General features: G+C 71.7%; 20 protein-coding genes and 1 pseudogene. 18 read left to right on the top strand and 3 right to left on the bottom strand.

Annotated elements, in window-relative coordinates; translation table 11 throughout:
- Positions 1-28 precede the first annotated feature (28 nt).
- The 6 genes from O7626_RS14920 (at position 29) to O7626_RS14895 (ending at position 5572) form a co-directional block, all read left to right on the top strand.
- Positions 29-1174, top strand: a complete 1146-nt coding sequence (locus O7626_RS14920; RefSeq protein WP_278061762.1) for a site-2 protease family protein — start codon at positions 29-31, stop codon at positions 1172-1174.
- A complete protein-coding gene (locus O7626_RS14915) occupies positions 1171-2115 on the top strand; it encodes a tRNA (adenine-N1)-methyltransferase (RefSeq protein ID WP_278061761.1) in 945 nt (314 codons plus the stop codon). The genes O7626_RS14920 and O7626_RS14915 overlap by 4 nt, the downstream gene beginning before the upstream one ends.
- Before the next feature lie 151 nt (positions 2116-2266).
- A complete protein-coding gene (locus O7626_RS14910) occupies positions 2267-2839 on the top strand; it encodes a hypothetical protein (RefSeq protein ID WP_278061760.1) in 573 nt (190 codons plus the stop codon).
- 149 nt (positions 2840-2988) lie between these two features.
- Complete coding sequence (locus tag O7626_RS14905; protein ID WP_278061759.1) at positions 2989-3450, top strand: hypothetical protein; 462 nt, start codon at positions 2989-2991, stop codon at positions 3448-3450.
- Positions 3451-3707: 257 nt separating this feature from the next.
- On the top strand, positions 3708-4886 hold the full coding sequence (locus O7626_RS14900) for a histidine kinase (RefSeq protein WP_278061758.1): 1179 nt from the start codon (positions 3708-3710) through the stop codon (positions 4884-4886).
- Entirely contained in the window at positions 4883-5572 is a 690-nt protein-coding gene (locus O7626_RS14895; protein ID WP_278061757.1) for a response regulator transcription factor, read from the top strand. Before O7626_RS14900 ends, O7626_RS14895 begins: the two co-directional genes overlap by 4 nt.
- On the opposite strand, the gene O7626_RS14890 is transcribed toward O7626_RS14895, so the two are convergent.
- A complete protein-coding gene (locus O7626_RS14890; RefSeq protein WP_278061756.1) occupies positions 5518-6813 on the bottom strand; it encodes an acyltransferase in 1296 nt (431 codons plus the stop codon). The two genes, O7626_RS14895 and O7626_RS14890, sit on opposite strands and share 55 nt — an antisense overlap.
- A gap of 182 nt (positions 6814-6995) precedes the next feature.
- Here O7626_RS14890 and O7626_RS14885 point away from each other — a divergent pair, with 182 nt between their 5' ends.
- The 9 genes and pseudogenes from O7626_RS14885 (at position 6996) to prcA (ending at position 17714) form a co-directional block, all read left to right on the top strand.
- Complete coding sequence (locus tag O7626_RS14885) at positions 6996-7592, top strand: VTT domain-containing protein (RefSeq protein WP_278061755.1); 597 nt, start codon at positions 6996-6998, stop codon at positions 7590-7592.
- Positions 7593-8306: 714 nt separating this feature from the next.
- Positions 8307-8630 (top strand): annotated as a pseudogene (locus tag O7626_RS14880) (ATP-binding cassette domain-containing protein); the annotation flags it as partial.
- On the top strand, positions 8627-10996 hold the full coding sequence (locus O7626_RS14875; RefSeq protein WP_278061754.1) for an ABC transporter permease: 2370 nt from the start codon (positions 8627-8629) through the stop codon (positions 10994-10996). The pseudogene O7626_RS14880 and the gene O7626_RS14875, both read left to right, overlap by 4 nt.
- Entirely contained in the window at positions 10882-11136 is a 255-nt protein-coding gene (locus tag O7626_RS14870; protein WP_347404859.1) for an FtsX-like permease family protein, read from the top strand. The genes O7626_RS14875 and O7626_RS14870 overlap by 115 nt, the downstream gene beginning before the upstream one ends.
- 628 nt (positions 11137-11764) lie before the next feature.
- Complete coding sequence (arc, locus tag O7626_RS14865; RefSeq protein WP_278061752.1) at positions 11765-13546, top strand: proteasome ATPase; 1782 nt, start codon at positions 11765-11767, stop codon at positions 13544-13546.
- Between the two features lie 364 nt (positions 13547-13910).
- Positions 13911-15428, top strand: coding sequence for a depupylase/deamidase Dop (gene dop / locus O7626_RS14860; RefSeq protein ID WP_347404787.1), 1518 nt, complete (start codon positions 13911-13913; stop codon positions 15426-15428).
- Between the two features lie 96 nt (positions 15429-15524).
- Positions 15525-15740 (top strand): ubiquitin-like protein Pup, encoded by a 216-nt coding sequence (locus O7626_RS14855; RefSeq protein ID WP_101366062.1) that lies wholly within the window; start codon positions 15525-15527, stop codon positions 15738-15740.
- A 201-nt stretch (positions 15741-15941) separates the two neighbouring features.
- The gene (gene prcB / locus O7626_RS14850) at positions 15942-16781 is read left to right on the top strand and encodes a proteasome subunit beta (RefSeq protein WP_278061751.1); all 840 of its coding nucleotides are present in this window, start codon (positions 15942-15944) and stop codon (positions 16779-16781) included.
- A gap of 60 nt (positions 16782-16841) precedes the next feature.
- Positions 16842-17714, top strand: coding sequence for a proteasome subunit alpha (gene prcA / locus O7626_RS14845; RefSeq protein ID WP_278061750.1), 873 nt, complete (start codon positions 16842-16844; stop codon positions 17712-17714).
- Positions 17715-17832: 118 nt separating this feature from the next.
- Here the strand turns inward: prcA and rfbD are convergent, their stop codons facing one another.
- Positions 17833-18813 carry a dTDP-4-dehydrorhamnose reductase gene (gene rfbD, locus O7626_RS14840; protein ID WP_278066166.1) on the bottom strand — a complete coding sequence of 327 codons (981 nt, stop codon included), beginning with the start codon at positions 18811-18813 and terminating at the stop codon, positions 17833-17835.
- Positions 18814-18901: 88 nt separating this feature from the next.
- Positions 18902-19900: a dTDP-glucose 4,6-dehydratase gene (gene rfbB / locus O7626_RS14835; protein ID WP_278061749.1), complete on the bottom strand. Its 999-nt coding sequence runs from the start codon at positions 19898-19900 to the stop codon at positions 18902-18904.
- A 98-nt stretch (positions 19901-19998) separates the two neighbouring features.
- Here rfbB and rfbA point away from each other — a divergent pair, with 98 nt between their 5' ends.
- From rfbA to O7626_RS14820, 3 genes are all read left to right on the top strand, one after another.
- Positions 19999-20871 carry a glucose-1-phosphate thymidylyltransferase RfbA gene (gene rfbA, locus O7626_RS14830; RefSeq protein ID WP_278061748.1) on the top strand — a complete coding sequence of 291 codons (873 nt, stop codon included), beginning with the start codon at positions 19999-20001 and terminating at the stop codon, positions 20869-20871.
- Positions 20872-20960: 89 nt separating this feature from the next.
- The gene (pafA, locus tag O7626_RS14825) at positions 20961-22319 is read left to right on the top strand and encodes a Pup--protein ligase (RefSeq protein ID WP_278061747.1); all 1359 of its coding nucleotides are present in this window, start codon (positions 20961-20963) and stop codon (positions 22317-22319) included.
- 27 nt (positions 22320-22346) lie between these two features.
- A complete protein-coding gene (locus tag O7626_RS14820) occupies positions 22347-22553 on the top strand; it encodes a hypothetical protein (RefSeq protein ID WP_278061746.1) in 207 nt (68 codons plus the stop codon).
- Positions 22554-22616: the final 63 nt, after the last annotated feature.

Below are 22616 nucleotides of genomic sequence, written 5' to 3'. Positions count from 1 at the left end.
GGCACGATGTTCCGTAGCATCGGAGGAGATGGAGGGAAACTCGCGACCCCGACGCAGGCCTGACCGGCGGCCCGGCCTCACCGTCGGCCGGGTCTTCGGCGTCCCCGTCTACCTCAACCCCTCGATGCTGCTGCTGGTGGCCCTGGTCACCGTCATGTACGGCGAGTTCGTCCGGCACCAGCTCGAACTCTCCCAGCTCACCGGCTATCTGGTCGGGTTCGTCTTCGTGGTCCTGCTGCTCGGCTCGGTACTGCTGCACGAGCTGGGACACGCGCTGACCGCCCGCCGGTACGGGATCGGGGTGCGCGGCATCACCCTGGAGCTGCTCGGCGGCTACACCGAGATGGAGCGGGACGCCCCGACACCCCGGGTGGACCTGCTCGTCTCGCTCGCCGGTCCGGCGGTCTCCCTGGTCCTCGGGCTGGTGGGGGTCGCCGCCACGCTCGCCCTGCCGGACGGCACCCTGGCCAACCAGTTCGCCTTCCAACTCGCCGCCAGCAACGTGCTGGTCGGGATCTTCAACATGCTGCCCGGACTGCCGCTGGACGGCGGTCGGGCGTTGCGGGCCGGGGTCTGGGCGGTGACCCGGGACCGGCACCTGGCCACCGAGGTGGCCGGCTGGTTCGGCCGGGTCGTGGCGATCGGCACCGCCGTGGTCTTCACGCTGCTGACCTGGCTGGGCGGGCTGCCCTGGCTCGGTCTGGCCCTGGTGCTGCTTGTCGCGTTCACCCTCTGGCAGGGCGCCGGGCAGACGATCCGGGCGGCCCGGATCAGCCGACGGTTCCCGCTCGTCGACCTGGCTCGGCTCGCCCGGCCGGTCTTCCCGGTGCCGAGCGGCACGCCGCTGGCCGAGGCGCAGCGACGCGGCACACCCGGTACGGCACTCGCGGTGGCGGACTCGGCCGGCCTGCTGGTGGCGCTCGTCGACCGGACCGCCGCCGAGGCCGTACCCGCGGAACGGCGGCCCTGGGTGCCGGTGGACGCTGTCGCCCGGGACCTGGCCGGGGTGCCGAGCCTCGCCGTCGGGCTCGGCGGGGAGCAGGTCGTGCACGAGGTGCAGGCCCACCCGGGCGCGCAGTACCTGGTGACCTCAGGCGAAGATGTGGTCGGCGTTCTGCACATCGCCGACCTGGCGCAGCTCCTCGAGCCGAAACGGAAGATGAAGGTTCAGTGACCGCACAGCCCACCGCCGTCCCCGCCGCTCCGACCGCTCCGGTGCCGGCGCACCGGGGGCCGTTCCGCCCCGGCGACCGTGTCCAGCTCACCGACCCGAAGGGCCGGATGCACACCATCACGCTGGAGCCGGGGCGGCAGTTCCACACCCATCGCGGCGCGCTGGAGCACGACGCGCTGATCGGGTTGCCGGACGGCAGCGTGGTCACCTCGACCGGTGGCACGGCCTATCTGGCGCTGCGGCCGCTGCTCGCCGACTACGTGCTCTCGATGCCGCGGGGTGCGCAGGTAATCTATCCGAAGGACGCGGCGCAGATCGTCACGATGGGCGACATCTTCCCCGGCGCCAAGGTGCTGGAGGCGGGCGTCGGCTCCGGCGCGCTCACCTGTTCGCTGCTGCGGGCCGTCGGCCCGGAGGGCGAGCTGCACTCCTACGAACTGCGCGAGGACTTTTCCGAGATCGCCCGCCGAAATGTGGAATCCTTCTTCGGTGGACCGCATCCAGCCTGGAATCTCCGGGTGGGCGACGTGGCAGGTTGCCAGGAGTCCGGTTTCGACCGGATCATCCTTGACCTGCTCACCCCCTGGGAGGCGCTCGACATGGTCGAACGCGCGCTGGTCCCCGGCGGGGTCTTCATCGGTTACGTCGCCACCACACCGCAGCTCTCCGAGCTGGTCGAGGCGCTGCGCGAGCGGGGCGGGTTCACCGAGCCCCGGGCCTGGGAGTCGCTGGTCCGGGACTGGCACGCGGACGGGCTCGCGGTACGCCCGGACCACCGCATGATCGCGCACACCGCCTTCCTCGTCTCCAGCCGCCGGCTGGCGCCCGGGGTCACCGCCCCGCCCCGCCGGCGCAAGCCCAGCAAGGGCGCGGAGGCGTACGCGCTGCGTCGCCAGGCGCGGCAGGAGGCCGAGGCAACCCCCGGGAGGGCCGCGGAATGACCCCCTTCCCGCCGGAGTCGACGCATCAGCGGGCGTGCCGAGCACGGCGAGGAGACGTCATGGGCGAGCGGATCGGCCGGCTCGGTGCGGGTGGACGTCGTCGCGGCGGCGGGCACGGCGGGCGCGGCGGGCCCGGTCGCGGAGGGCGGGCATGAGCCGCCCGACCTTCGGCGGGGGAGACCTGCCGGCCGTCTTCCCGGACTGGTCGCCGTACCGGGAGTTGGAGTCGGCGGCCCGGGCGTACCTGCGCGATCCGGACGTCGCGATGGAGGCGCTGAACGGGGTGCTCAACGGCGCCTCGGTGCTCGGCTTCACCCTGGAACGCTTCGTCAACGAGGTGAACGGGGTCTGGCAGGAGGTCGCGATCTGCGACGGCAGCCGGCTGATCCTCTGGCACGGCGAGGACGTGCCACCCGACGACGGTCCGGCCGGCTCGATGACGTCGTCGTTGCGGGTGGTGCCGGTCTCCACGGTCAGCGAGGTGGGCTGCCGGCGGCGGCTGAGCCGTACCCCGACCGGCCAGATCCGGGTCGACAGCATCGACGTCTACCTGCTGCTCAGCTCGCTGGACGAGGGTGTACCCGGGGACGAGGCGCAGGTGCCGCCCCGGCACGACGCGCTGCGGTTCGGCAAGACGCTCGACGACGGCGGGGCAGGGCAGATCGCCCGGCTGGAGGAGTTCGCCCGACTGGTCGCCTCGGTGGTGGGGCGTCCCACGCTCTGACCCGAATCCGCGCGGTCAAATGACGCGCGACGGCCATTGCCCGCAGCTTGCGCCTGCGGCATCGGCCGGCCGGACGGTGGCGGGGTGAGCGGCGGCGGACCAGTTCGATGATGCCGCCGAGCAGGAACGACAGGCCGAGACCGACGGCGATGCCGAGGAGCGGGTTCTCGACGAAGGCCGCGCCGCCCAGCACACCCAGCCCGGCGACGTACGCCGCCCAGGCCAGTGCCGCGATCGCCGACGCCGGGCTGAACCGGGACAGCGGCAACCCGGTCGTGCCGGCGGCGACGTTCATCGTCACGCGACCGCCGGGCAGGAACCGGGACATCACGATGAGCAGGCCGGTGCGACCCTCGAGCTGTCGGCCCGCTGCGGCGACGGCCCGGGCGACGCGCGGGGAACGGCCGAGCAGCCGTGGTCCGAAAGCGCTGCGGCTCAGGCCGTACGCGAGGTGGTCGCCGATGAACACGCCGAGGGCGGTGGCCACGACGACCAGCGGCAGGCTCGGCGTCCGGGTGCGGGTGAACACGCCGGCCGCGAGGACCGCCGCCTCGGACGGGATGACCGGCAGGACGCCGTCCAGGCTGCCGAGGGCCGCCAGCAGCGGGTAGAGCAGCGGCGAGGTCATCACCGGGTCGACCAGGCTCATCAGATCCATGCGCGCAAGCCTGGGCGCACGGCACCGGCCGCGACGTCCCTCCGCGGTGCCGTTGCGCGTCATCCCGGGGTAGGGGGCGGGGTACATCTCCGTCCGGACGTCCCGCACGATCGACCTGGTTAAGGTTTCCGCGTGACCGTATCGTCGGATTCGGACCAGCAAGCCAGCCTCTCCGTGCCTGCCGGGATCGATGTGCGGAATCGTCGGCCGGTGCTGTCATGGCTGCGGTGGTGGCTCGTCGCCGGCCTGCTCGCGCTCGTCGCGCTGCCCGTCAACGCCGCGCTGGGTGCCATGATGTTCGGCGTGCACCCGGTGGCCGCCGTTCTGGCGGGCATCGCGCAGAGCGCCGCGCTGCTGCTGCTCCTCGTCCGGCTGCGCGAAGCGACCGCACTGCAGTTCCTGGCTGTCGTCGTGATCGCGGTGGCCGTCCCGCCTGGCGCGGCGTCGACCTGGCCGCTCACCGTGCCGGGACTCCTCACGCTGATGGCGTACGTCGGCCTGGTCGCAGCCCGCTACAGCGGGCGGGCCGCGTTGGTGACCTGGTGGGCGAGCGCGCTGCTGATCCCCGCCCTGGTGCTGCTCGATCCACGGGGCCGATCCGTCGAGGACGGGCTGCTGATCATGATCCTCTACCCGGTGTTGGCGGCGACCGTGCTCGGTGCCGTGCTCATGATCCGCCACTGGCGGGGGATTCGCCGGGAACTCGCCGACGCGCGCCACGACGTCGAGGTCGAGCAGAGCCAGCGGGCGGTCGCCGAGGAACGCACCCGGATCGCCCGGGAACTGCACGACGTCGTCGCGCACGGCATGTCGGTGATCCACATGCAGGCGACCTCGGCGTCGTACCGGATCAAGAACCTGGACCCGGAGGCCGAGGCGGAGTTCGGGCGGATAGCCGCCGACGCCCGCTCGGCGATGCGGGAGATGCGGCAGTTGCTGTCCGTGCTGCGGGCCGAGGACGCCGACGGCGAGTTGGCCCCGGTGCCCGACCTCGGCGGGCTGCCGGACCTGGTGGCGTCGGCGCGACGGGCCGGCCTGCCGGTGCAGGTGCGCCAGACCGACGCCGTGCGGGCAGCGGCCGTGCCGGAGCGCGTGGCCCTGGCCGCGTACCGCATCATCCAGGAGTCGCTGAGCAACGTCATCCGGCACGCGCCCGGCGCGCGTACGCTGATTGATCTCGGTCTTGAAGGAAGTGATCTGGTGCTGTCGGTGGTGAACGAGACCGCGTTGCGTCCGGCCGAGCCCATGGAGACCTCCGGGCTGACCGGTCACGGACTGACCGGAATGCGCGAGCGGGTCCGGCCGGTCGGCGGATCGCTGGAGGCGAGTGCCCGCGACGAGGGCGGCTACCAGGTGACGGCACGCCTGCCGATCGGGGACCCGCGGTGATCCGCGCACTCATCGTGGACGACCAGTCGATGATCCGGGTGGGCATCCGCTCGATCCTGCAGGCGCAACCCGACATCGAGGTCGTCGGTGAGGCCGACAACGGGCAACTCGGCGTGGAACGCAGTCGCAGCCTGCGCCCCGACGTCGTCCTGATGGACGTCCGGATGCCCGTACTCGACGGGCTGGCGGCGACCCGGGCCCTGCTCGGCTCCGAACGCCCGGCGGGGCACACCCCGCGGGTGCTGATGCTGACGACGTTCGACATCGACGACTACATCTACGCCGCGCTGCAGGCCGGCGCCAGCGGCTTCCTGCTCAAGGACAGCGAACCCGAGGACCTGATCCGGGCCGTCCGAGTCGTGGCCAGCGGCGAGGCGCTGCTCGCGCCGAGCATCACCCGCCGGCTCATCGAGAACTTCGTCGAGGCACGGCCACGCAAGCCCACCGGCGCCACCGCGCTCAACGCCCTGACCGACCGCGAACGCGAGGTACTGCGCCTGATAGCGCTCGGCCTGTCGAACACCGAGATCGCCGCCACGCTGTTCATCTCGGAACCGACCGCCAAGACCCACGTCAGCCGGATCCTGCAGAAGCTCGGCCTGCGTGACCGGGTCCAGGCCGTGGTGTTCGGCTACGAGGCCGGCCTGGTCACCCCGGGACGGTCCGACCGGCCCAAGAACCGATAGCCACCTGGTCGGGGGGAGACCGGGACCTGAGCGGGAAACCGCCGCGCATCCTGATCTCCCGCTTCCGCCGTGCTCCGATCGGGGCCTCGACCCTCTCGGTGGACACCCGGCCGCCCGCACGGCGTGCCGACGGCCTCAGGTCCGCTCGAGCGAGACGACGGGCACCGGGTGCTCGTAGCGGCGCACCAGCACGACGATGCCGGCCAGGACGAGGGCGAGCACCGGGTACCAGGCGAGGCGGGCGGCGACCCAGCCCACCTCGACGGGCGCGTCACCGAGGCCCGGCAGCGTGCCGAGCCGGCGGGCGACCTCCGAGACTCCGACAAGCGCACCTGATGCCAACAGAACACGCTCATCGCACTCAGGTTGAGCGCTGCCACGGCGGTCCAGATCCGGGGTCGGCGCAGCAGCCGCTCGATCCGGTCGCGCAGCAGCAGGGCGGCGCCCGCCTGGATCGCGGCGAGAGCGGGGACCAGCAGCGACGGGGGGTTGGAGTTGGAGCGCGTGGAGCCGGGCACACTCACGATGCTCACCGGATACTCCAGCCCGGCGAGCAGGAACACGAACAGCGCCAGACCCCCGGCGAGCAGAGCACCCGCGACCCGCCGGTCGAGGCGCCCCGCCGACCAGGCCACGCCCAGCTGGTAGGGCAGGCACCAGGCCGGCAACACGCTCAGGTACCCGACGGCGACCGGCTCGACCTCCGGGCCGAAGCGCGCCAGGTCCACCACGGCCACCACGGCGGCGAGCGCCACCACCACCCGCAGCCCAGCACGCCGGTCGAGGCTGAGGGCGTACGGGGTGAGAGCGGTGATCACCGCGTACACGGCCATGAACCACAACGGCTGCAGGAACAGCACCACGGTGCTCCGCGCGGTGGCGGAGCCGAGCCCGAGGACGCCGAGCAGCGGTAACGCCACGGCCAGGATCACCGTCGCGGCGACGACCGGCCGCCCGATCCGCCACAGCCGGCGGCGCACCCATTCGGCGTCGGTGTCGCCGCGCGCCCGGGCACGGCGCAGTCCCTGTGCCGCCGTGAACCCGCCGACGAGGAAGAACAGGCCCAGCATCTGCAGGAACCAGGTGACCGGATGCAGCGACTCCAGGTATCGCAGCGGGCTGTCGATCCGCAGGCCGCCGCCCGGAGTCGCGACCAGCGCGCCGACCAACCAGTGCCCACCGACCACACCCAGGATGGCCAGGGCGCGGAGCCCGTCGATGAACCGGTCGCGCTGCTGCATGACGTCCCCCCCCGTCGGTGTGCCGAGGGGTCGAGGCTAGGAACGATCATGGCGGGAGCACGTCAGGCACGGGTTGTATCCGGTCCCCTACCACGGATGTACGCCGGACCCTACGAGCGGAGTGCCCGAACCATCCCGCGAGCTGACGCCGGGCGACGTGGCGCGCCGGGACAGTTCCCGGCATGGAAGTGCTGAACAGCCTCTGGACAGCGGTGGAGCACCACCCGTACGCGGTGATCCCTCCGCTGGTCATGGCCGAAGGACCGGCCGCGACCGTGTTCGCCGGCTCGCTGGTCGGCGCGGGGACCGCGGGCTTCCTGCCGATCCTGGTGGTGGTGGTCTGTGCCGACGTGGCCGCCGACAGCCTGCTCTACCTGTTCGGTCGGCTCGGCGCTCGGTCCGTTTTCAGCCGGTTTCTCCGGCGTCTCGGGTTGAGCCACGAGCGTCGTGGCCGGCTGACCGCGGCCGTACGCCGGAACCTGCCCATGGTCGTCTGGAACGCCAAGGTCGCCGACCTCGCGGCGGTCCCCTCCTACCTCGCGGCCGGGCTGGCCCGGGTGTCCTTCCCGCGCTTCCTGGCCTGGGTCGCCGCCTTCAGCGTGCTCCGTGCCGCCCTGCTGATCGGCCTGGGCGTGCTGGTCGGTGACCGGGCCGCCGAGCTGTTCGCGAGTCCCGGTTCAGCGCTGGTCATGGCCGGTGCGCTGGCTCTCGCCGTCCTGTTCGTCAACCTGTTCGTCCGGCGCGCTGTCGGACGTCGTCGTTCCGAGGTGATTGCATGAAGATCCTGATCGGTGTCGATACCTACGCCCCCGACGTCAACGGCGCGTCGTACTTCGCCCAGCGGCTGGTGGCCGCACTCGCCGGCCGGCACGAGGTGCATGTGGCGCGCCCGTCGACCGACCGCAGGACCCGCACCGTCACCTCCGGCGGTGTGGTCGAGCACCATCTGTCGTCGCTGCCGGTGCTGCGGCGCAGAGGTTTCCGGTTCGCCAGCCCGGCCGGCCTGAACACGCGGGTCCGGCGGCTGCTGGAGTCCGTCCGGCCGGACGTGGTGCACGTGCAGAGCCACTTTCTCGTCGGCCGCGCGCTCGTCCGGGCCGCCACGGACCTCGGCATCCCGGTCGTGGCCACCAACCACTTCATGCCCGAGAACCTGACGCACTACCTGCCCTGGGGCGAACGGCTGCACGACCGGGCATGGGCCGACGCCGCCCGGGTGCTGTCCCGCGCGGGCGTGGTGACCGCGCCGACGCCGTACGCGGCGGCGCTGGCCGAGCGCTCCGGTGTCGCCGGGCCGGTGCTGCCGATCTCCTGCGGGATGGACCTCTCCCGCTTCCGGGTGGGCACGCCGGCCGCCGGCTTCCGCCTGCGCTACGGCGTTCCGACCGGGCCGACCATCACGTACGTCGGTCGGCTGGACAAGGAGAAGAACCTCGACGTGCTGGTGCGCGCGCTGCCCGCCGTACGCGCGGAGGTTCCGGACGCCCAGGTGGCAGCAGCGGGTGGCGATCGCCCGTGCGCTGGTCACCAGCCCGGATGTCATCTTCGCGGACGAGCCCACCGGTGCCCTCGACACCGGCACCGCGACCGAGGTGCTCGGGCTGCTCCGGCAGGCGGTCGACGACCTCGGCGCCACCGTCGTGATGGTCACCCACGATCCGGTGGCCGCGGCGTGGGCGGACGGCGTGCTGTTCCTGGCGGACGGCGCCTTCGCCGGCCACCTCGAGCACGCTTCGGCGGCACAGATCGCGGCACGGATGACCGTGCTCACCTCCGGTACCTTCCGCACGGCTGCGACGGCGGGTGCGGCGGCATGATGCGTCCCAACGGACTCGCCCGGGCGGCCATCCGGTTCAAGCCCGCGTCGTTCGCGGGAACCTTCCTCGCCCTGCTGATGTCCGCACTGATCGTCGCGGCCTGCGGCATCCTGCTCGAGACCGGCCTGCGCGCCTCGGTGCCGCCGGAACGGTACGCGAACGCGCCGGTCGTCGTGGCCGCGGACCAGTACGAGTACGTCGTCACCGGCAGCGGTGAGGACCTGGAGAGGGAGGCGGTGCCGCTGCCGGACACGGCTCGGGTGGACACCGGGCTCACGGCGAAGGCAGCCACGGCGCCGGGTGCGGCCACGGCCGTCGCGGACTTCACCTTTCCGGTACGCGCCGCTGGACTCCCGGTGCCCGGCGGCGTGCTCAGTGGGCACGGGTGGGGCTCCCACGCCTTCACCGGCACCGCGCTGGCTGCCGGCTCCGCGCCCCGCGACGGTGAGGTCGTCCTCGACGCGGGCACGGCTCAGGCCGCGGCGGCCGCCGTCGGCGACACCGTCGCGCTGGAAACCGCTGCCGGGCGGCAGGACTTCCGCGTCTCCGGCGTCGCCGAGGCCGGAGACGCGGACCTCGCCCGGAACACTGCCGCTTCTTCCGCCTGGTTCGCCGACTCCCAGGCCGCCGCGCTCGCCGGGCATCCCGGCAGGGCCGACGCCATCGCGGTGCTGGCGAAGCCGGGCGCCGATGCCGCCGCGCTCGCCGACTCGGTAACCGAGGCCCTGGCCGGCTCCGGAGTCCAGGTGTACGTCGGCGACGACCGCGGCGCCGTCGAGGACCCCGGCCTCGCCTACGCCAAGGAGACGCTCTTCGGCATCGGCGGCTCCTTCGGTGGCATCGCCACCATCGTCGCGATCTTCACCGCCGCCGCGACGGTGACCCTGTCGGTGTCCCAGCGGGCCAGGGAGTTCGCGCTGCTGCGCGCCGTCGGGGCCACCCCACGGCAGATCCGCCGGGGTGTCGCCGCCGAGGCACTGCTGATCGCGCCGCTCGCCGGGATCGCCGGCGTGCTGCCCGGCCTCGGGCTCGCGTACTGGTGGTTCGGGCAGCTGCAGGAGCGCGGCGCGGTCCCGGAGGCGGTGCAACTGCACATCTCGGCGCTGCCACTGCTCGCCGCGGTCGCGGTCGGGCTGGTCACTGCCCTCGGCGCCGGCTGGACAGCCGGCCGTAGACCGGCGAGGACCAAGCCGGGACGGGCGCTCAGCGAGGCGTCGATGGAACGCCTGCGCCCGGGCGGGATACGTACCGTCCTCGGCATCGGCGCCCTCGTCGGCGGCATGGTGCTCACCGGCGTCTCGGCGCGCTCCGCCGGAAACGACGCGGCCGGCGCCGCTCTCGGCGTCGTCCTGCTGTTCATGTTCTCCGTCGCGCTGCTCGGCCCGCTGGTGGCGCGGCTGCTCGTGGGCATCTTCGGCCTACCGATGCGGGGCGCGGGCCCGGCCGCCGGACTGGCAGCCGCCAACTCCCGCACCAACGCCCGCCGCCTCGCCTCGGCGATCACCCCGATCGTGCTCGCCATGGCCTTCTCCTCGACCCTGGTCTTCATGCACACGAGCGAGAACCACGCCGCCGACGAGCAGCTGCGCGCGGGCATCACGGCGGACCACGTGGTCACGGACCCGGCCGGGCTCCCGGTGGACGCAGCCGCGGTCGCCGTCCGCGCGCCGGGCGTGGAAGCGGCCGTCGGCCTGCTGAACACGCAGTTGCTGGTGCCGGTCGGCTCCGGCGAGTTCAAGTCGCTGCAGGGCGCGGCGGTCCAGGGCGTCACCGGCTCCGGCGCCGAACTCGCGAAGGTGCAGGACCTGGACGTCCGCGAAGGCAGTCTCGACCAGCTCGGCGAGGACCGTATCGCCATCGACAGGACCCTGGCGACCTCGGCGGATGTCGGCGTCGGGGACCGGCTCCCGCTCTACCTTCCCGACGGCACCGAGACCAGCCCCGAGATCGTCGCGGTCTACGGTCGTGGTCTCGGCCTGGCCACGGTGACCACGGACCGGGCGTCGATGGCCGGGCACGTCACCTCGAGCTTCGACAGCACGCTACTGGTCCGGGGCGGCTCGGCGGACTCACTCGGCACCCTGGGTGAGGTCACCGACGCCTCCGGCTACGCCACGGAACAGAACCTCGACGCGAAGCTGGGCGCCTGGACCAACAACACCATGGCCGCGGTTCTCGGCGGCTTCGCCGCCATCGCCGCCGTCAACACCCTGGTGATGACCGTTTCGATCGCCGCCGGGAGCTGGGCACGCTGCGCCTGGTCGGCTCCACCCGGCGTCGGGTCCTCGCGATGCTCCACTGGGAGAGCCTGCTCGTCTCCCTCTCGGGCATCATCCTCGGCTCCGCCATCGCCGCGGCCACGCTGATCCCGATGATGAGCGGGACGACCGGCGAAGCGCCGTACGTGTCCCCGCTGGCGTACGGATCCTTCGCCGTCGCCGCCGCCAGCCTGGCCCTGTTCGCGGTCACCCTGCCGGCACGCGCGATTCTGCGCCGCCGCTCGTGACACCCGGGTACGGGGCGGTGGCCGGCACGACGGCTCAGCTCGGTGGCGTCGGTGGCCGGCACGACGCCGGCGACCGCCCCGGCACGCATGACGGCTTCCCATGTCCCGCCGGGATCTTGCCGGCGTGGCGCAGGGTTGGCCGGTCGTCGGCCCCCTCGGGCTGAACTCCGGATGCGGTGAGAAATGTCCCACTGCCGCCGGTCGGTGCCCTGGTGTGCCCGTCGGTACGGACCGTCCGACCTCGCCCCCGGCGTACCCGAAGGGGTCCGGCTGGTCGGAACTTCCACGCCGGCGCCCCGGCGTCCGGGTCGCGGCAGGCGACGGAAGTGTCCCGGTGCACGGCCGGCTGCGATGGCGGTGACAGCGCCCGCAACGGTCCGGCGGATGTCGGGCGGGTTGGTGAAACTGCTGGTCAGCGGTTTCCCCGAGGTGGTCGACCCGGTTGTGCGGGACCGGCCGGGGCAGCCCCGGCGGCCCGGCGCGACGCTACCCACGGGGAGCGGCGGCGGGGGGACCGAAGGTCGACGAAGTGATCAAGCTTCAGCGACGAGGGTGTTGCGTGGAACCGAATCAGCGTCATAGCGGTTAGTGTTAGGGCAGAACGTTCAAGCCCCCGGGGAGGTGGGACGTGGCACGCAGCGACGACGCGGACTCGCGCGCCGCACGGTGGGAGAAGGAGGCCCACGATCTCTCCACCCAGGTCGCGTTTCTTCAAGAGGAACTCGCTCTGGTGCGGCGCAAGTTGACCGAAAGCCCTCGACACGTCCGGCAGCTTGAGGAACGGCTGGCGGCGACACAGGCGCAGTTGGCTCGACTCACGGAGAACAACGAGCGGCTCGTGAACACCCTCAAGGAGGCACGCGCCCAGATCGTCACGCTCAAGGAGGAGATTGACCGGCTGGCGCAACCGCCCAGCGGTTATGGTGTCTTCCTGGCCCGACACGACGACGGTACGGTCGACGTCTTCACCGGTGGCCGCAAGCTCCGGGTGGCGGTGTCACCCTCGCTCGACGTGGCAGAGCTGCGGCGTGGCCAGGAGGTCCTGCTCAACGACGCGTTGAACATCGTCGACGCGTTCGGCTACGAGCGGGTCGGCGAGGTCGTCATGCTCAAGGAGGTGCTGGACAGCCCCTCCGGGGGTGCCGGCGACCGGGCGCTGGTGATCTCGCACGCCGACGAGGAGCGGATCGTCCACCTGGCGGAGACACTCATCGGTGCGCCCCTGCGGGCCGGTGACTCGCTCATGATCGAGCCCCGCTCGGCGTACGCCTACGAGCGGATTCCGAAGAGCGAGGTCGAGGAGCTGGTCCTGGAGGAGGTGCCGGACGTCGACTACGGCGACATCGGCGGCCTGCAGGCCCAGATCGAGCAGATCCGGGACGCGGTCGAGTTGCCGTTCCTGCACGCCGACCTGTTCCGGGAGCACCAGCTCCGGCCGCCGAAGGGCATCCTGCTCTACGGTCCCCCCGGCTGCGGCAAGACGCTCATCGCCAAGGCGGTGGCGAACTCGCTGGCCAAGAAGATCGCCGAACGCCGGGGCGAGGAGAAGCACACCAGCTTCTTCCTCAACATCAAGGGCCCGGAGCTGCTCAACAAGTACGTCGGCGAGACCGAGCGGCACATCCGGCTGATCTTCCAGCGGGCGCGGGAGAAGGCCGGCGAGGGCACGCCGGTGATCGTTTTCTTCGACGAGATGGACTCGGTCTTCCGGACCCGTGGCTCGGGCGTCTCCTCGGACGTCGAGAACACCATCGTCCCGCAGCTGCTCAGCGAGATCGACGGTGTCGAGGGCCTGGAGAACGTGATCGTGATCGGCGCCTCCAACCGGGAGGACATGATCGACCCGGCGATCCTCCGCCCCGGCCGGCTCGACGTGAAGATCAAGATCGAGCGTCCGGACGCCGAGGCGGCCAAGGACATCTTCTCGAAGTACATCCTCACCGGGCTGCCGCTGCACTCCGACGACCTGACCGAGCACGGCAACGACCCGCAGACCACGGTCGCCGCCATGATCGAGGCGGTCGTGCTGCGGATGTACTCGGAGACCGAGGAGAACCGCTTCCTCGAGGTCACCTACGCCAACGGGGACAAGGAAGTCCTCTACTTCAAGGACTTCAACTCCGGCGCGATGATCCAGAACATCGTCGACCGGGGCAAGAAGATGGCGATCAAGGAGTTCCTCTCCTCCGGCCGCAAGGGTCTGCGGTTGCAGCACCTGCTCGACGCCTGCGTCGACGAGTTCCGGGAGAACGAGGATCTGCCCAACACCACGAACCCCGACGACTGGGCCCGGATCTCCGGCAAGAAGGGGGAGCGGATCGTCTACATCCGTACCCTCGTCTCCGGCGGCAAGGGCGCGGAGGCCGGCCGGTCCATCGAGACCGCCAGCAACACCGGCCAGTACCTGTAGCGCACCGATGACACCTGTGGGCGCCGCGAACGCGGCGCCCACAGTGCTGTCCGGGATTGTCCGGCCGAGCCGGAGCCGGCGGGTATCGAACGGGGCGAACGGGGGTCGAAGGCGTACCGTGGCCGTGTCGACACACCGGGCGAACAATCCGGCGGCGACCCGGACTAGGCTCAACGACATGGGCAAGCGGAGCGAGGCGGCGGCATGAGTGAGCGTAGCGAGCGAATCGGCAGGCTCAGGGTGGGTGTGCCTCATGTCGGCACGGAGCGCAGCGGAGTGCCGGCATGAGTGAGCGTAGCGAGCGAATCGGCAGGCTCAGGGTGGGTGTGCCTCATGTCGGCACGGAGCGCAGCGGAGTGCCGGCATGAGCGTACGGCGGATCATGGGCACCGAAGTGGAGTACGGCATCTCCGTGCCCGGCCAGGCCGGAGCCAACCCGATGGTGACCTCCTCGCAGGTGGTGAACGCCTACGGCGCCCGGCCCGAGCTGGCCCGGGGCGGTCGGGCGCGCTGGGACTACGAGGAGGAGTCCCCGCTGCGGGACGCCCGCGGCTTCACCTACTCCGGTGCCGCCTACGACCCGGCGGAGGCGCTGGCCGACGAGGACCTCGGGCTGGCCAACGTGATACTGACGAACGGCGCCCGGCTCTACGTCGACCACGCCCACCCGGAGTACTCGACCCCCGAGGTGACCAACCCGCTGGACCTGGTCCGCTGGGACAAGGCCGGCGAGCGGGTGATGGCCGAGGCGTCCCGGCGGGCCGCCACCATCCCGGGCACCCACCCGATCCACCTCTACAAGAACAACACCGACAACAAGGGTGCCAGCTACGGCGCGCACGAGAACTACCTGATGCGCCGGCAGACCCCGTTCGCCGACATCGTGGCGTACCTCACGCCGTTCTTCGTGACCCGGCAGATCGTCTGCGGCGCCGGCCGGGTCGGCATCGGGCAGGACGGCTCGCAGCCCGGGTTCCAGATCTCCCAGCGGGCCGACTTCTTCGAGGTCGAGGTGGGGCTGGAGACGACGCTGAAGCGGCCGATCATCAACACCCGGGACGAGCCGCACGCGGACGCCGACAAGTACCGCCGGCTGCACGTCATCATCGGCGACGCCAACCTGTCGGAGATCTCCACCTATCTCAAGGTCGGCACCACAGCCCTGGTGCTCACCATGATCGAGGAGAAGGCGCTCAGCCCCGACCTGGCCATCGCCGACCCGGTGGGCGAGCTGAAGGCGGTCAGCCACGACCCGTCGCTGTCGCACCGGATCCGGCTGCGCGACGGACGCCGGCTGACCGCACTCGACCTCCAGTGGGCGTACTTCGAGCGGGTCCGTTCCTTTGTGGACGACCGGTACGGCGACGACGTCGACCCCGACACCGCCGACGTGCTCGACCGCTGGGAGGGCGTACTCGACCGGCTCGGCCGGGACCCGATGCTCTGTGCCGGCGAGCTGGACTGGGTGGCCAAGCTGCGGCTGCTGGAGGGCTACCGGGAGCGGGAGAAGCTCGGCTGGGCCTCGCACAAGCTGCAACTGGTCGACCTCCAGTACTCCGACGTACGCCCGGAGAAGGGCCTCTACCACCGGCTGGTCAGCCGGGGTTCGATGGCGACCCTGCTGCCCGAGGAGTCGACCCGCTCGGCGATGACCGAGCCGCCGGAGGACACCCGGGCCTACTTCCGGGGCCGCTGCCTCGCCCAGTACGCCTCCGAGGTGGTGGCGGCGAGCTGGGACTCGGTCATCTTCGACGTCGGCCGGGAGTCCCTGGTGCGGGTTCCGATGATGGAGCCCGAGCGGGGCACCCGCAAGCACGTCGGGGCGTTGTTCGACCGGTGCGCGAGCGCCAAGGACCTGTTGGAGACGATCACCGGCGGCTGACGCCGGGCCGGGTGCCGCCGACAGCGGTGGTGCCGGCGGATTCGTCGTCCGTCCGAGGTAAGTTTTCCCCAGGCGATCGTGGAGGAGGCAGCAGACATGGCTACCCGTGACACCGGCGGTCAGTCGCAGTCCGGCAAGGCACGCCGGGACGAGGAGGTCGACGAGGTCGCGACCGAGGCGAACCCGGAGGTCGCCGAGCGGCACGCGGAGATCACCGAGGACGTCGACGACCTGCTGGACGAGATCGACTCGGTGCTCGAGGAGAACGCCGAGGAGTTCGTCCGGGGCTACGTCCAGAAGGGCGGACAGTAGCCGTACCCCCGGGCGTGTTCGCGCGGGTCCGAGCCGGCCATCTCGGCCGGCTCGTCAGCGCTCGCGTAACACGGTGGCGACGATCATCGCACCGGGGAGATCCGGGGGATACTCTGCTTCAACCGCAACGGTGGCCTCGCCCGGTTTCCGCGCTGACGCGGGGGATCCGGGCGACGTGACGAGACAGCTGAGAGGGAGCACGTGGCAGCGGCTTTTGATCCAACCGGGCGTCTACCCGACGTGTTCCTGAACGTGGGCACGTCCTCGTTCACCCAGTTCCTGAGCACGGCGGCCCCCGACCTGCTGCCCGGTCGCCGGCCACTGCCGCCCGGCTCTGCCGGCGACCTCGTCCCGCACGCCACCACCATCGTCGCGCTGACCACTGTCGACGGGGTGGTGATGGCCGGTGACCGGCGCGGCACGATGGGCAACATGATCTCCAGTCGGGACATCCGCAAGGTGCACCCGGCCGACGAGTACTCGCTCGTCGGTTTCGCCGGCACCGCCGGCATCGCCCTGGAGATGGTGCGGCTCTTCCAGGTGGAGCTGGAGCACTACGAGAAGATCGAGGGAGCGATGCTCTCCCTCGACGGCAAGGCCAACCGGCTGGCCGCGATGATCCGGGGCAACCTCGGTGCCGCGATGCAGGGACTCGCGGTGATCCCGCTCTTCGCCGGCTTCGACCTTGCCGCCAGCGACCCGGACAAGGCCGGCCGGATCTTCAGCTTCGACGTGGCCGGCGGACCCTACGAGGAGACCGGCTACGACGGCATCGGCTCCGGCTCGCTCTTCGCCAAGGCGGCCCTGAAGAAGCGGTACCGTCCGGGGCTGAGCACCCCCGACGCGATCCGGATCGCCGTCGACGCACTCTACGACGCCGCCGACGACGACAGCGCCACCGGTGGCCCCGACCTGAGCCGCCGGATCTATCCGGTGGTGATGACGGCCACCGCCGAGGGCACCAACCGGCTCTCCGACGCCGAGGCGGCCGAGGTCGCCGAAGCGGTGGTCGCCGCCCGGATGGAGAACCCGGGCGGCTGAGCCGCCCCGCAGCACCCGCAACCCGCCGTCGCAGCAGAACCGGACAGGAGAACCGCCGCCGTGGCCATGCAGTTCTACGCCTCACCCGAGCAGATCATGCGCGACCGTTCGGAGCTGGCCCGCAAGGGCATCGCGCGCGGCCGGAGCGCCGTGACGCTCAGCTACTCCGGCGGGGTGCTCTTCGTGGCGGAGAACCTCTCCAGCGCCCTGCACAAGGTCAGCGAGATCTACGACCGGGTCGCCTTCGCCGCCGTCGGCCGGTACAACGAGTTCGAGAACCTGCGGCGCGCCGGGGTCCGGATGGCGGACGCGATCGGGCTCAGCTTCGACCGGCGCGACGTCACCGGCCGGGCGCTGGCGAACGCGTACGCCCAGACTCTCGGGGCGATCTTCACCGAGCAGTCCAAGCCCTTCGAGGTCGAGATCTGCGTCGCCGAGGTGGGCAGCACGCCGGAGGCGGACGAGCTCTACCGGATCACCTACGACGGTTCGGTGAACGACGAGCCCGGCCGGATGGCGATGGGCGGGCAGGCCGAGGCGGTCACCGGGGCACTGCGCGAGCAGCACCAGCCGGACATGTCGCTGGACGCGGCGGTCCGGCTCGCGGTCCGGGCGCTCGGCAGCGTCGGTGGCGAGGGCGGGGCGCCCCGGACCATCGCCGCCAGCCAGCTCGAGGTGGCGATCCTGGACCGGCGGCGGGTCGGGCGTACCTTCCGGCGGATCACCGGCGCCGCGCTCGCCTCGCTGCTCAACGGCGCACCGGCGGAGGCGGACGGCGGCGAGGGGCCGCCGGCCGAGCCGAAGGCCCCGGCGCCGGGCCCGGACAAGCCGGCCGAGTCCGCCGGCTCCGCGGACCTGGAGGGCAAGGCGAAGCCGGCCGGCGGTGGCAGGTCCGGCCGCAGCAAGCCCACCGGCGACGAGAAGTCGGAGTAGTACCTCCGACGCCCCGGGGTGGCACCCGGCCGGTCCGTGGCCGCCGTACCCCTGCCTGCCCGGTGCGGTCCCGATGTCGTGCTGCCGCCGACCGGGGCTGCCGGCCGCCGCCGTCGGGTCACCGCGACGACGTCCGGACCCGCTCGTCGTCAGCGGTCTGCTCCGGTGGCGGCTGCTGGGCCGGTGCGGCCGACCGGCGGGCGTCGGCCAGGGTGCCGTCCGGGCGCAGCGCCTCGGCGAGCATCGTCCGCCAGTGTGCCATCGGAGCCAGCCCGGCCCGGGACCAGCCGTCGTGCCCGAGCACGCTGTAGCCGGGGCGCCGAGCGGGCCGGGGGAACCGGTCACTGCCGGTGCGGCGGATCCGTTCCGGGTCCAGCCCGGTCCGGGCGAAGACCTCGCGGGCCAGGCCGTACCAGCTCGTCCGGCCGCTCGCCGTGCCGTGGTAGACCCCGGCCGGGGCGGCGTTGCGGAGTGCGGCGGCGCCGAGGTCGGCGAGCCGCTCCGCGAGCGCGTACGACCAGGTGGGCTGGCCGAGCTGGTCGTCGACCACGTCGAGGTGCGGACGTTCGGCCGCGAGCCGGAGCATGGTGCTGACGAAGTTGGGGCCGTGTGCGCCGTACAGCCACGCGGTGCGTACCAGGTAGCCCGTCCGGGGCAGTAGCCGGGCCACGGCGAGTTCGCCGGCCAGCTTGCTGCGCCCGTAGGCGTTCACCGGTGCGGTCGGTGCGTCCTCCGGGTAGGGCCGGTCGGCGTCCCCGGCGAAGACGTAGTCGGTGGAGACGTGCAGCAGCCGGGCGCCGGTCTCGGCGCAGGCCGCCGCCAGGTTCGCCGTCCCGGCGCCGTTGACCTCGGTGGCCGCCGCCTCGTGCCGCTCCGCCCCGTCCACATCGGTCCAGCCGGCCGCGTTGACCACGATCTGGTGCCCGGTCACCGCCGACCGGACCGCGGCCGGGTCGGTCAGGTCGACCTGCGCCCGGGGCGCGGCGGTGACCCGGCCCGGATGCCGGGCGGAAAGCACCGCCACCAGGTCCCGGCCGAGCATCCCGCCGGCCCCGGTAACCAGCCAGGCCGGCGGCTCGGCACCGCACCGACCGGTCACGGCACCGCCGGCCCGGGGCAGCCCTTCCCGGACCCCGCACGACACCGCCAAGCCCCCCGGTCCGCTCGCCGACGGCGACGCGCGCCGTTCACCGGCCGATCTCCGTGTCGTTGATCCGCGCCTTCAGCGGCGCCCACCAGTGCCGGTTTTCCCGGTACCAGGCGACGGTCTCGGCGAGTCCGCGGTCGAGGTCGACGCTGGGGGCGTACCCGAGTTCTTCGCTGATCTTCGTGATGTCGAGCGAGTAGCGGCGGTCGTGGCCCATCCGGTCGGCGACCGGCCGGACCCGGTCCCAGCTGGTGCCGCAGGCGGCGAGCAGCCGGCCGGTCAGCTCCCGGTTGGTCAGCTCGGTGCCGCCGCCGATGTGGTAGACCTCGCCCGGCCGCCCCTTGTCCTGCACCAGGGCGACCCCGACACAGTGGTCGTGCACGTGCAGCCAGTCCCGGACGTTGCCGCCGTCGCCGTAGAGCGGCACCGTGCCGCCGTCGAGCAGGTTGGTGACGAAGAGCGGGACCATCTTCTCCGGGAACTGGTACGGCCCGTAGTTGTTCGAGCAGCGGGTCAGCACCACGTCCATCCCGTAGGTGCGGTGGTAGGCCAACGCCAGCAGGTCGGAGCCGGCCTTGGCGGCCGAGTACGGCGAGTTCGGCGCCAGCGGCGTCGTCTCGGTCCAGGAGCCCTGCTCGATCGAGCCGTAGACCTCGTCGGTGGAGACGTGCACGAACCGGCCGGTACGGTGTCGCAGTGCCGACTCCAGCAGGGTCTGCGTGCCGAGCACGTTCGTGGTGACGAACGGCGCCGCCCGGTGGATGGAACGGTCGACGTGCGACTCGGCCGCGAAGTGCACGACCACGTCGTGCCCCGGGGTCACCTCGTCGACGACGGCCGGGTCGCAGATATCCCCGACCACCACCCGCAGCCGGGGATCGGTGCGTACCGGATCGAGATTGGCGAGGTTTCCGGAGTAGGTGAGCTTGTCGAGCACGGTGACCGCGCTCGGCGCGAGGCGGGGACCGGTGCCGGTCAGCAGCATGCGCACGTATTCAGAACCGATGAATCCGGCTCCACCGGTCACGAGAATCCTCATGAATCGGGAAGTCTACGCGCCGCTCGCCCGGCACGCCCGCGACGGCGAGTGTCAGTGAATTGACTACAAGACCCGGCCGCCCCCGGTAACCTGCGCGAATGCGCGGAATCCTGCTGGCCGGCGGCACCGGTTCGCGGCTGTGGCCGATCACCCAGGCGGTCTCGAAACAACTAATGCCCATTTTCGACAAACCGATGATCTATTACCCGCTCTCCACGTTGGTCATGGCGGGAATACGGGAAATCCTCATCATCACCACTCCGGGCGACCAGGCGCAGTTCCGGCAACTGCTGCGGGACGGCTCACAGTGGGGCCTCCGGCTGGAATTCGCCGTGCAGCCGTCCCCGGACGGAATCGCCCAGGCGTTCCTGCTCGGCGAGGAGTTTCTGGCCGGTGCCCCGGTCGCGCTGATCCTCGGCGACAACATCTTCTACGGCACCGGGCTGGGGCGGAGCCTGGCCCGCAACGGCAACCCGGACGGCGGCCGGATCTTCGCCTATCCGGTGGCGAACTGCGAGGGCTACGGAATCGTCGAGTTCGACCCGGACGGGCGGGCACTCTCGATCGAGGAGAAGCCGGAGAAACCCAAATCCCGGTACGCCGTCCCCGGCCTCTACTTCTACGCCAACGACGTGGTGGAGATCGCCAAGGGGCTGAAGCCGAGCGACCGGGGCGAGTTGGAGATCACCGCGGTGAACCAGACCTACCTGGCGGCGGGCCGGCTCCAGGTCACCGCCCTGGACCGGGGGACCGCCTGGCTGGACACCGGCACCTTCAACTCGCTGGTGCAGGCCGGCGAGTTCGTCCGGGTGGTGGAGGAGCGGCAGGGCCTCAAGGTGGGCTGCATCGAGGAGGTGGCCTGGCGCAGCGGCCTCATCTCCGACGACCAGCTCCGCGACCTGGCCCGCCCGCTGTGCCGCAGCGGCTACGGCGAGTACCTCTACGGCATCCTCGACGATCCCGGCCGCTGACCGGCCGGCGGCGGGTTCGTGGCGGTTCCGCGGACATCGCCGGGCCCCGACACTGACCAACCCGGGCTCCGGGCGACTAATCTCCAAGCATGGAGCGGCGAATCTTCGGCCTTGAAACCGAGTACGGTGTCACCTGCACCTACCGCGGCCAACGGCGGCTGTCCCCGGACGAGGTCGCCCGTTACCTCTTCCGCCGGGTGGTCTCCTGGGGGCGCTCGAGCAACGTGTTCCTGCGCAACGGTGCCCGGCTCTACCTCGACGTCGGATCCCACCCCGAGTACGCCACCCCCGAGTGCGACTCCGTCGCCGACCTGGTCGCGCACGACCGGGCCGGCGAGCGGATCCTGGAGGGTCTGCTGGTCGACGCCGAGAAGCGGCTGCACGACGAGGGCATCGCGGGCGAGATCTACCTGTTCAAGAACAACACCGACTCGGCCGGCAACTCGTACGGCTGCCACGAGAACTACCTGGTCTCCCGGCACGGGGAGTTCGGCCGGCTGGCCGACGTACTGATCCCGTTCCTGGTCACCCGGCAGCTCATCTGCGGTGCCGGCAAGGTGCTGCAGACCCCGCGTGGCGCCGTCTACTGCCTCTCCCAGCGGGCCGAGCACATCTGGGAGGGCGTCTCCTCGGCGACCACCCGGAGCCGGCCGATCATCAACACCCGGGACGAGCCGCACGCCGACGCCGAGCGCTACCGGCGACTGCACGTCATCGTCGGCGACTCCAACATGAACGAGGTCACCACCCTGCTCAAGGTCGGCAGCGCGGACATCGTGCTGCGCATGATCGAGGCCGGGGTGGTGATGCGCGACCTGTCGCTGGAGAACCCGATCCGGGCGATCCGGGAGGTGTCGCACGACGTCACCGGCCGGCGCAAGGTCCGGCTCGCCTCCAACAAGGAGATAAGCGCGCTGGAGATCCAGCAGGAATACCTGGCGAAGGCGACCGAGTTCGTCGAGCGGCGGGGCGGGGACCAGACCGCCAAGCGGGTGGTCGAACTCTGGGGCAGGGTGCTGAGCGCGGTCGAGAGCGGCAACCTGGACCCGGTCTCCCGGGAGATCGACTGGGTGACCAAGCTCCAGCTCATCGAGCGCTACCAGCGCAAGAACGACCTGCCGCTGTCGCACCCGAGGATCGCCCAGATGGATCTCGCCTACCACGACCTGCGCCGGGGACGCGGCCTCTACGGGCTGCTGGAGCGGCGCAAGCAGGTGGACCGGATCGCCACCGACCCGGAGATCTTCGAGGCGAAGGAAACCCCGCCGCAGACCACCCGGGCCCGGCTGCGCGGCGAGTTCATCCGGCACGCCCAGGAGAAGCGCCGGGACTTCACCGTCGACTGGGTACACCTGAAGCTGAACGACCAGGCCCAGCGCACGGTGCTCTGCAAGGACCCGTTCCGGGCGTACGACGAGCGGGTCGAGCGGCTGATCGCCAGCATGTGAGGCCGGGCGGTTAGGCTAGGCGCCGCTATGACGCATCCAGAGGGTCGCCACCACGACGACGAGCACCGCCGCCCCGAGTCGATCCGGCAGAACCGGTACGAGCGGCGGCGGGCGAAGATCCGGGAGGAGATCGAGCGCAACCGGCGGGGCGAGTACACCGTGCCCACCTGGGTGCTCACGCTCGCGCTCGTCCTGGTCGTGGCCGGCTGGCTGGCGCTGGTTTTCCTGAGCTGACCGCCGGCCGGACAGGATTCGGCAGGTCGGGCGCGGGCGGGGCCGGGGCGGCGGGGCGCGACG

Origin of the sequence: Micromonospora sp. WMMD1102, assembly GCF_029626265.1 — a bacterium.
Taxonomy (GTDB): Bacteria; Actinomycetota; Actinomycetes; order Mycobacteriales; family Micromonosporaceae; genus Plantactinospora.
Note: the sequence above shows the minus strand (reverse complement) of the source record. Positions and strands in the feature narration are given on the sequence as shown.

Bases quoted from the DNA above. Each gene is read 5' to 3' on its own strand.
- O7626_RS14855 (WP_101366062.1), top strand. From the start codon at position 15,525: ATGGCTACCCGTGACACCGGCGGTCAGTCGCAGTCCGGCAAGGCACGC.
- rfbA (WP_278061748.1), top strand. From the start codon at position 19,999: ATGCGCGGAATCCTGCTGGCCGGCGGCACCGGTTCGCGGCTGTGGCCG.
- O7626_RS14905 (WP_278061759.1), top strand. From the start codon at position 2,989: ATGCCGAGGAGCGGGTTCTCGACGAAGGCCGCGCCGCCCAGCACACCC.
- O7626_RS14885 (WP_278061755.1), top strand. From the start codon at position 6,996: ATGGAAGTGCTGAACAGCCTCTGGACAGCGGTGGAGCACCACCCGTAC.
- O7626_RS14875 (WP_278061754.1), top strand. From the start codon at position 8,627: ATGATGCGTCCCAACGGACTCGCCCGGGCGGCCATCCGGTTCAAGCCC.
- O7626_RS14890 (WP_278061756.1), bottom strand. From the start codon at position 6,813: ATGCAGCAGCGCGACCGGTTCATCGACGGGCTCCGCGCCCTGGCCATC.
- O7626_RS14920 (WP_278061762.1), top strand. From the start codon at position 29: ATGGAGGGAAACTCGCGACCCCGACGCAGGCCTGACCGGCGGCCCGGC.
- O7626_RS14820 (WP_278061746.1), top strand. From the start codon at position 22,347: ATGACGCATCCAGAGGGTCGCCACCACGACGACGAGCACCGCCGCCCC.
- O7626_RS14910 (WP_278061760.1), top strand. From the start codon at position 2,267: ATGAGCCGCCCGACCTTCGGCGGGGGAGACCTGCCGGCCGTCTTCCCG.
- pafA (WP_278061747.1), top strand. From the start codon at position 20,961: ATGGAGCGGCGAATCTTCGGCCTTGAAACCGAGTACGGTGTCACCTGC.
- dop (WP_347404787.1), top strand. From the start codon at position 13,911: ATGAGCGTACGGCGGATCATGGGCACCGAAGTGGAGTACGGCATCTCC.
- rfbB (WP_278061749.1), bottom strand. From the start codon at position 19,900: ATGAGGATTCTCGTGACCGGTGGAGCCGGATTCATCGGTTCTGAATAC.